The organism is Thiohalocapsa sp. (assembly GCF_022340605.1).
Classification (GTDB): Bacteria; Pseudomonadota; Gammaproteobacteria; order Chromatiales; family Chromatiaceae; genus Thiohalocapsa.
Map to the genome: position 1 here is coordinate 1 of NZ_JAJDNQ010000098.1, position 8416 is coordinate 8416.

The 8416-nt window shown below is 68.7% G+C and carries 8 protein-coding genes; 4 read left to right on the forward strand and 4 right to left on the reverse strand.

From position 1 onward, the window contains the following. Positions 1–1171, forward strand: a 1171-nt coding sequence (locus LJE69_RS13145) for an alpha-hydroxy acid oxidase (RefSeq protein WP_296925748.1), incomplete at its 5' end; no start/stop codon positions are given. A gap of 20 nt (positions 1172–1191) precedes the next feature. On the opposite strand, the gene LJE69_RS13150 is transcribed toward LJE69_RS13145, so the two are convergent. From LJE69_RS13150 to LJE69_RS13165, 4 genes are all read right to left on the reverse strand, one after another. Next, on the reverse strand, positions 1192–1725 hold the full coding sequence (locus LJE69_RS13150; protein ID WP_296925750.1) for a cytochrome c: 534 nt from the start codon (positions 1723–1725) through the stop codon (positions 1192–1194). 321 nt (positions 1726–2046) lie between these two features. Further along, positions 2047–2496, reverse strand: coding sequence for a DUF411 domain-containing protein (locus tag LJE69_RS13155; protein ID WP_296925752.1), 450 nt, complete (start codon positions 2494–2496; stop codon positions 2047–2049). 210 nt (positions 2497–2706) lie between these two features. Further along, positions 2707–2889: an SHOCT domain-containing protein gene (locus LJE69_RS13160; RefSeq protein ID WP_296925754.1), complete on the reverse strand. Its 183-nt coding sequence runs from the start codon at positions 2887–2889 to the stop codon at positions 2707–2709. A 101-nt stretch (positions 2890–2990) separates the two neighbouring features. After that, on the reverse strand, positions 2991–3530 hold the full coding sequence (locus tag LJE69_RS13165; RefSeq protein ID WP_296925756.1) for a Spy/CpxP family protein refolding chaperone: 540 nt from the start codon (positions 3528–3530) through the stop codon (positions 2991–2993). 363 nt (positions 3531–3893) lie between these two features. Between LJE69_RS13165 and LJE69_RS13170 the strand changes: the two genes are divergently transcribed. From LJE69_RS13170 to LJE69_RS13180, 3 genes are all read left to right on the forward strand, one after another. Continuing rightward, entirely contained in the window at positions 3894–4619 is a 726-nt protein-coding gene (locus LJE69_RS13170; RefSeq protein ID WP_296925758.1) for a response regulator, read from the forward strand. Positions 4620–4644: 25 nt separating this feature from the next. Continuing rightward, the gene (locus LJE69_RS13175) at positions 4645–6018 is read left to right on the forward strand and encodes an ATP-binding protein (RefSeq protein WP_296925760.1); all 1374 of its coding nucleotides are present in this window, start codon (positions 4645–4647) and stop codon (positions 6016–6018) included. A gap of 535 nt (positions 6019–6553) precedes the next feature. Then, complete coding sequence (locus LJE69_RS13180; RefSeq protein ID WP_296925762.1) at positions 6554–8365, forward strand: autotransporter outer membrane beta-barrel domain-containing protein; 1812 nt, start codon at positions 6554–6556, stop codon at positions 8363–8365. Positions 8366–8416: the final 51 nt, after the last annotated feature.

An 8416-nucleotide genomic window follows, 5' to 3' on the forward strand; every position in this document is an offset into this window, starting at 1 on the left:
GACCGCCATGCCCATCATTACGCACATCGGCGACCTAAAGCGCCTTTACCGCCGGCGCGTGCCGCGGATGTTCTACGACTACGCCGAGTCCGGCAGTTGGACGGAGCAGACCTTCCGCGACAACACCACGGACTTCGCCGAGATCCGGCTGCGACAGCGCGTCGCCGTGAACATCGCCGACCGCAGCACGCGAGGCCACATGGTGGGACAGCCGGTGGCGATGCCGGTCGCGCTGGCGCCGGTGGGGCTCACGGGCATGCAGCACGCGGACGGCGAGATCCTGGCCGCGCGGGCGGCGCAGCGCTTCGGCGTGCCCTTCACGCTGTCCACCATGTCCATCTGTTCCATCGAGGACGTGGCGGACGCCGTGGACGCGTCGTTCTGGTTCCAGCTCTATGTCATGCGTGACGAGGACGTCATGGAGCGCCTTATCGCCCGCGCCGCGGCGGCCGGCTGCTCCGCGCTGGTGCTGACGCTGGACCTCCAGGTCATCGGCCAGCGCCATCGGGATCTCAAGAATGGCCTGTCCGCGCCGCCCAAGCTCACGGTTCCCGTGCTGCTGGACCTGGCGCGGCGCTGGCGCTGGGGGCTCGGGATGCTCGGCACCCGGCGCCGGGGCTTCGGCAACCTCCTTGGCCACGTCCAGGGCGTCAGCGACGTGTCTAACCTGATGGCGTGGATCGCGGAGCAGTTCGATCCGGCCCTGGACTGGGCGCGGGTGCGCCGCGTCCGCGACCTCTGGCAGGGCGCGCTGATTCTGAAGGGGATCATGGACCCGGACGACGCTAAGCACGCGCTCGATGCCGGGGCCGACGCCATCGTCGTCTCCAACCACGGTGGCCGCCAGCTCGACGGCGCGCTCAGCTCCATCCGCATGCTGCCGCGCATCCTGGACGCCGTGGGCGACAAGCTGGAGGTGCACCTCGACAGCGGCATCCGCACGGGGCAGGACGTACTCAAGGCCCTCGCCCTCGGTGCCCGGGGCACCTACATCGGCCGCGCCTATATCTATGGCCTTGGCGCCTTGGGCGAGGCCGGCGTCATTCGCGCGCTCGAGATCATCCACAATGAGCTGGACGTCACCATGGGCTTCTGCGGTGAGCGGGATGTGGCCGACCTCGGTCGGCACAACCTGTTGCTGCCTGGCGATTTCGTCTCGCGCTGGCGCTGATCCCGCGCAATCGGCCCCGCCTACAGCGTCCGGAGATAGCGAATGATGCGCCAGCGGTCCTTGTCGCTGAGGGCGCCGGCGAAGGCCGGCATGCCGGTGCCGAGCTGCGCGCCGCCGTCGCTGATGGCCCACATCAGGTAGCTGTCGCTGGCGACGGGGCGCTGTACCAGCCAGCGCAGGTTGGTCGGTGGCGGCGACAGGCTGGCGCCCGCCGGGCCGTTGCCCGCACCGTTGCTGCCGTGGCAGGTGGCACAGTTGGACTGGTAGAGTGCCGCGCCGGCCTTGATGACGCTGGCGCTCGCGGGCAGCGGGTTGTGCAGCCGCGCATAGTCGGACGGAATGCCACCGGTCATCGCCTGCCGGTGCCGGAGCATCGACGCCCCGGCGCCGGGTCCGTAGCCGCCTGCACCTGGCCCGTATCCACCGCCATAACCGCCCCTGCCGGGACCGTAGCCGCCTCCATAGCCGCGCCCATAGCCACGCATGCCGGGTCCATAGCCGCGCATGCCGGGACCGTAGCCCATCATTCCCGGGCCGCCCATCATGCCGCCCATCGGTCCCCTCCAGCCGCCGTCGGGGCCGCGGCCCCGCCAGCGTGGCCCCGCGCAGGCGCTCAACGCAGCCGCGACGGCGACGGCGAGGAGCAGCGCCGCGAGTCGGCGGCGCGCGGCCCGGCTCGTCGCAGTGCTCCGAACCGGGTTCTTCGGTCCGCTTGCAAGCGCTGCCGATCCGGGCGGACTGCCGTGCGGATCGATCGCCGCGGTGCACCGCGGCGCAGGCTGTGGAGCTTGTGAAGTCGTCACGGCGAAATCTCCTCGGTGCTGATGGGCAGCGACGCCCGGCGAAACGCCGGATCCGGATCGGCTGGCTTCAGGCTAGTGCTCGGCGAACACGGACGTGCTGCCGTCCTTGCCGATCAGCAGGACTTGATAGTGTTGGGGCGTCGGCACATCCATGCCCGGGGCGCCCTGCGGCATGCCGGGCACGGTGAGTCCGCGCGCGTCCGGGTGCTCGGCGAGCAGGCGGCGGATATCGCCGGCCGGGACATGGCCCTCGATCACATAGTCAGCGACGCGCGCCGTGTGACAGGACGCCTGTGCCGGGGCGATGCCGGCGCGGGACTTGATCTGCTGGAGATCCGTGACATCCACGGGCTGGACGTCGAACCCCTGCGCCTCGAGGTGCGCGATCCACTTGGTGCAGCAGCCGCAGGTGGGGCTTTTGTAGACGGTGACGGTCGGCTCCGACTCCGCGGCCGGTGCCGCCGTCGCGAGCAGGGGCACCGCGAGCAACAGCCCCAGCACGATTTCTCTGGCGTTCAACATGCGTAGCCTCCTACGTCCGGGTACATGGATGCGGCGACGGACCTTCCAGGGGTCGGGCGACACGGAGCCGCTGGGGTTTGTCATCGCATCAGCTCCGGGTCGTGGCGTTTCGGCGACGGCCTGAAGCCGCGCCGATGCCGGTTGGTTGTCGAAACTGGGTCTTTGCATGGCCCCCTCCAACTGATCACGTTCGCGCGAGCGGCCGGCCGCCTACTGCAGCAGCCGCCGCTTCTCTTCATATTCGTCCCGGTCGATCTCGCCGCGGGCAAAGCGCTCATCCAGCAACTGCCTGGCGCTCTTGCCGCCGGCGGTCCAAGCGCCCGGCGAGCCGCCGGTGAGGGCGCGTACCAGCAGGACGACCGCGCCGATGATCACGATCCACACCAGGATCATGCCAAGCCCGAATCCACCGAATCCTCCACCCATCATCGATGCACGCTCCCCGCGGGTCGGTGCCGCATATAGCCCGGTTCCCGCGTTGTTGATTGATCAGCCTACCTGCCCCAGCCAGGCCCGCGCTGGAATATGAGCAGCCCGCGGGCCTTGGCTTGCTGTTCTGGTGTCAGGGATTGGTACAGGGTATTGGCCGCTTGACCCGTCTGCTGCATCGTCTGCCAGCCTTGCTGTCGCATTTGCGCAAACTCGTTACCGCCAATCGCCTGGCCGTTCCACATGGTTTCATGATGGGCGTTCATCAGTGCCGACTGGTTGGTCACGGCCTGTTTGTAGCCCTTCCAGGCATCCTCCTGGGAAGCAGTGATGCCGAGCTGCTGTTTCACGTCGGCGAGCCACTGTTCGGTATCCTTCACGGATGCGCCCATCATGCCCGGCCCCATCATGCCCGGGCCACCCATCATCCACGGACCGCCTGCCGGGCTCGGTGTCGTGCTCGGAGCTGCGCTGCTTGCAGCCGGATTGTCGGCGGCGCCGGTTCCCTGGCTCTCGGCTGCCAGCACAGTACCGCTGCCACCGAGTATCAGGGCGGATGCCGTGAGCAGGGCGCCGAGCCTCGTTGCTGACTGTCTCGAATTCATGACAAGCCTCCTGGTCGTTGGGTTGTGCCGGGGCGGCTCGGCCGCCCGTGGCGTCACGCTCAGTTAAGCGCGTTCATGTAAGCAGCCGATGTCTCCAGCCCGGATGTTGGTCACACTCCCCGCGGGCGGGCGCCCTCTGGCGGCCCGTTACCGCGTTCGATGCTCCGTTCGGGTGAGCTGTCGCGGCGGCGGATCATCCGCCTCCGTTTTGCTTTCCAGTTAAGCCCGCGCATGTAAGACACCAATGTCGGCGGTCGGGGATTTTGTAATCCGATGTAAACATCGGCCGATCCGTTACCTGGCGTTACCAGACGCGCGCAGATGGCGCGCGGTAGGGCGGCGGGATGGGCTACAGTGCCGGTCATGAACGGCACGCAGGACCATATCCTGGTCGTCGACGACGACCCCGAGATCCGCCACCTCCTCAAGGAGTACCTGGAGCGCAACGGCTACCAGGTCACGGCCGTCGCCGAGGGCGGCGGCATGTGGATGTCCCTGGAGCGGGGGCGGGTGGACCTGATCGTGCTGGATCTGATGCTGCCCGGGGCGGATGGACTGGAACTGTGCCGAAACCTGCGCGCGCGCTCCAAGGTGCCGGTGATCATGCTCACCGCCAGGGGCGACGAGATGGACCGGGTACTGGGCCTGGAGATGGGCGCCGACGACTATGTCCCTAAGCCCTTCAGCGCCCGCGAGCTGCTGGCCCGTATCAAGGGCGTGCTGCGGCGTGTGCGCGACCTGCCCATCGATCCGCTGGCGGAGACGCCGGGGCGCTTGGAGTTCGGCGGCTGGCGCCTCGACTGCCGCACCCAGCACCTGACCTCGCCCGAGGGCGTGGTGGTGCCCCTGAGCCAGGCCGAGTACCGGCTGCTGCAGGCGCTGCTGCTGCATCCCAACCGGGCGCTCACCCGCGATCAGCTGCTGGAGCTGACCCGGGGCCGCGAGGCCCATCCGTTCGACCGCAGCGTCGACGTGCTCATCGGGCGGCTGCGCCGGCATCTGGCGGATGACGCCCGCGAGCCCGAGCTCATCAAGACCGTGCGCGGCCGCGGCTACATGCTCGCCGCCCGCGTGAACCCGGTGCGTTAGGGGCGTCCCGCGCCTGCGCTCGCTCATGCGTCTGCTGCCGAAGTCGCTGTTCGGCCGCCTCACGCTGGTGCTGATCACGGGCCTTGGCGCCACCGTGCTGCTATCCGCGGGCGTGCACATGCACGACCGTGGCCGCGTGCTCTACGCGGCGATCCACGGTGACGTCATCGAGCGCACCGTCGATGCCGTCCAGCTCCTTAACGCCCTGGCGCCGGCCGAGCGCCGGCGGCTCGTGCCCCTGCTGAACAGCGCGCAGGCGCGCGTCGGCCTCGCCGACGTCCCGCTGGCCGTGCCGCCGGCGGACGCCGCCAGCGCCGGCGCCGAGCTGGTGCGCCGGCAGCTGCGCGAGCAACTCGGCGCCGACGTGGGGTTGCGGGTGGCGCTTGTGGGCTACGTCATGACCACGCCCATGCCGGGCCAGGCGTTGCCGGAGACCGGCGAGCAAGCCTCCGCCACCCATGCCATGGCGCGGCGCTTCATCGTTCAGGTGCAGCTTCACGACGGCGGCTGGGTCTGGTTCGAGCGCCGCATCCCGCAGGAGCTCTTCCACTGGCCGCTCCAGTTGCTGCTGATGCTCGTCATCTTGCTGGCGGGCGTGACCGCCCTGTCGCTGCTGGCGGTACGCTGGATCGTGCGGCCCCTGGATCGGCTGCGCGAGGCCGCCGACGCCCTGGGCCGGGACATTCACCGCCCGCCGCTGGAGGAGACGGGGCCGTTGGAAGTGGTCGAGACCGCCCGCGCCTTCAACACCATGCAGCGGCGCATCAGCCGCTTCGTGGAGGACCGCGCGCGCATCCTCGCCGCCGTCTCCCACGACCTCAAGACCCCGCTCACCCGCATTCGGCTGCGCGCGGACCTGCTGGAGGACGAGGTGCTCGGCGCGAAGATCCGCCGCGATCTGGACGACATGCAGCGCATGGTGGACGCGACCCTGGACTTCATGCGCGGCACCGAGAGCCGTGAGGAAACCCGGCCCTTGGACCTGATGGCCCTGCTCGAGAGCCTTTGCGACGACGCTGCCGAGGCCGGGCAGCAGGTCGTGCTGCGGGGGCGGGTGGTGACGCCTTACCATGGCCGGCCGCTGGCGCTGAAGCGCTGCATCGGGAACCTGCTGGACAACGCGCTGCGCTACGGTGGCAGCGCGGAGGTCAGTGTCCGGGACTCGGACAAGGGGGTGACGCTCAGCGTCGCGGACCAAGGCCCCGGCATCCCGGAGGGGGCTATGGGCAAGGTCTTCGAGCCGTTCTTTCGGCTGGAGGCGTCGCGGGCACGCCGCTCCGGCGGCACCGGCCTCGGCCTGGGCATCGCCCGCAACATCGCACGGGCACACGGCGGCGACCTTGTGCTGAAACACCGCCCCGGCGGCGGTCTGATCGCGGAGCTGCGGCTGCCGCGCTGAAGGCCGTCAACTGACGCTTCCCCGTTGGATGTCTCCATTTGGACACAATCAGCCGATTTGACTGCATTTGGTCGCTGAACTGTGTGCGGCTTGCGGTTTGTTCGGCAGAAGCAACACAGGGGCGCCCACCGCCAGGTACGACAAGCGGTGTTGAGATCAAGCCGATGCACCAGCCCTGCGCGGCAATCCGGCCGGGAACCGCTACCGTTTGGCGCCGCGACTCGGGCCGCTCCAGCCCGCCCTTGTCTGAAGAAAACCGCCAGTCATCGATAAGGGAATAACTGAGTCTTTTATCGGGATCTTTTGTTGCGTAGGGTATGCGTACCATTCATGCAACGACGGGGGTGGCTCCATGGCCGCGACGGGTATGGTCGACTTGATGATGAGGCTTCGGCTCCCGGGATTTCGGCCCGGCGCGTCAAGCACGAGGCGACTCGCCGGGAATGGGCGCGGGAGCGCAGACCATGTCGGCGCGCGTCCAGGCGCGAGTCGCCACGCGGGCTTGCCGGGCGCGCGGCGCGGCGATAACCCGCGCATGGCTTGCCACCGTGGGCCGGCAACGGCGTGGCTGCTCATCCCCCTGGCCGCCGTTGCGGCGATCTTTTCGGCCCCGGCCTCCGCCCAAATCACGAGCGTCACGCTCACCGCCTCGCCCACCAGCATCAACGCCGGCGAGAGCGCAACGGCCACCCTGTCGGTGGGGTCGTCCAGCCCGAACGGACGTGGCGCCGCCTCGATCGTCGTCGAGCTCGGCGGTGACGCCGTGCTCGGAACCGACTACCAGATCACCGATCTGAACAGCCCGACCATGGATTCGCAGTTCTCCGGCAACACCTACGACATTGCCGTCAGCGCCGGCACCGGCACGGCGACGGGGGGCGCCATCATCACGGCAATCGGCAGCGGCACGACCAGGACACTGACCGCGACCGTCGTCAGTTGCAGCGAGGATGTCGGTGATGGTCTCATCGAGAACTGCTCTACCGGCGCCAGCTTCAACCTGACGATCGTCGGCGCCACCACCGATGGCACGACCACCCAGGACACCACCACCGCCGTGGAGCCGCTCGACAAGCTGCCCGGACTCACCGGCAACCAGCGCATCATGGGCGCCACCTTCACCAACGTCTGCGACGGCCTGGTGGGCCGCACCGACCTGACCGGCCCGGAGCGGGACCTCGCGGCGCAGTGCACGGCGCTGCTCACGACAACGGACGCGGGCGCGGCCGTGCAGGGCGTTGCGGCCTTGACGCCGTCGCAGGCGGTGGCGCCGCGCAAGCTCACCAACCAGCTCACCAATGCCCAGCTCGACAACGTCGCCGGACGCCTGGCGGCGCTGCGCGGCGGTGCGCGCGGCATCAGCCTCGGTGGGCTCACGGTCAATGTCGACGGCGAGCGTGTCGATGCCGGCACTCTCGCCGGGCTGCTCGGCGACGCCACCGGTGTGCGCGGCGGCGGCGCCAGCGCGGATGGCGGGGCCGATGGGGGTTATCAGTTCGAGCGCCTCGGCATCTTCCTCAACGGCAATATCGATTGGGGCAACAAGGACGCTACCGCCAACGAGGATGGCTTCGACTTCGATACCCAGGGAATCACCGCCGGTGTCGATTATCAGTTTCTGGAAGGGCTGGTGGCCGGCGTTGCGCTCGGCTACGGCAACAGCAATGTGACCATCGACGCCAGCGGCGGCGATCTGAGCGCCACCGCCTGGAATACGACCCTCTACGGCACTTACTACCCCACCGACCAGTTCTACCTGGAAGGCTCTGCCAGCTATGGCTGGGGCAGTTACGACCAGACCCGCAACATCTCCTACTCCCTGCTCGGTGCGACGCGCAAGGCCAAGGCGAACTTCGACGGCTCCCAGTACGCCCTGATGCTCGGCGCCGGCTACGACATCACCCGCGGCGCGTACATCTTCGACGTCTACGGGCGCTTCAACTACGTGAACGCGGACCTGGACGGCTACCGCGAGCAGGGCGCAAACGGCCTCGACCTGATCATCCGCGACCAGACGTCCACCTCCTTCCGCAGCGTCCTCGGCGGCCAGGTGACCCGCTCCTTCAGCCTGCCCTGGGCCGTGCTGTTGCCGCAGGGGTGGTTCGAGTGGTCGCACGAGTTTGAGGCCGGCGACAACAAGGTCGCGGGCACCTTCGCCTACGACCCGAGCCAGATCGCCTTCGCGCTGGCGACCGACCGCTTCGACACGGACTACTTCCGGCTCGGCGTGGGCCTCGGTGCCCAGTTCGCCCACGGCCGCACCGCCTTCATCAGCTACGAGGCGGCGCTGGGCATGAGCGACTACATGGAGCAGAGCGTCAATCTCGGCGTGCGGCTGGCGTTCTAGCGCAGCGTTTCTTCTAAATTCTGCTTTCGTGGTCGTGGTCGTGGTCGACTA

What these genes read in the sequence shown, in the direction of transcription:
- LJE69_RS13150 (WP_296925750.1), bottom strand. Translation starts at nt 1,725, where the DNA reads ATGGGCGGCATGATGGGCGGCCCGGGAATGATGGGCTACGGTCCCGGC.
- LJE69_RS13155 (WP_296925752.1), bottom strand. Translation starts at nt 2,496, where the DNA reads ATGTTGAACGCCAGAGAAATCGTGCTGGGGCTGTTGCTCGCGGTGCCC.
- LJE69_RS13160 (WP_296925754.1), bottom strand. Translation starts at nt 2,889, where the DNA reads ATGATCCTGGTGTGGATCGTGATCATCGGCGCGGTCGTCCTGCTGGTA.
- LJE69_RS13165 (WP_296925756.1), bottom strand. Translation starts at nt 3,530, where the DNA reads ATGAATTCGAGACAGTCAGCAACGAGGCTCGGCGCCCTGCTCACGGCA.
- LJE69_RS13180 (WP_296925762.1), top strand. Translation starts at nt 6,554, where the DNA reads ATGGCTTGCCACCGTGGGCCGGCAACGGCGTGGCTGCTCATCCCCCTG.
- LJE69_RS13175 (WP_296925760.1), top strand. Translation starts at nt 4,645, where the DNA reads ATGCGTCTGCTGCCGAAGTCGCTGTTCGGCCGCCTCACGCTGGTGCTG.
- LJE69_RS13170 (WP_296925758.1), top strand. Translation starts at nt 3,894, where the DNA reads ATGAACGGCACGCAGGACCATATCCTGGTCGTCGACGACGACCCCGAG.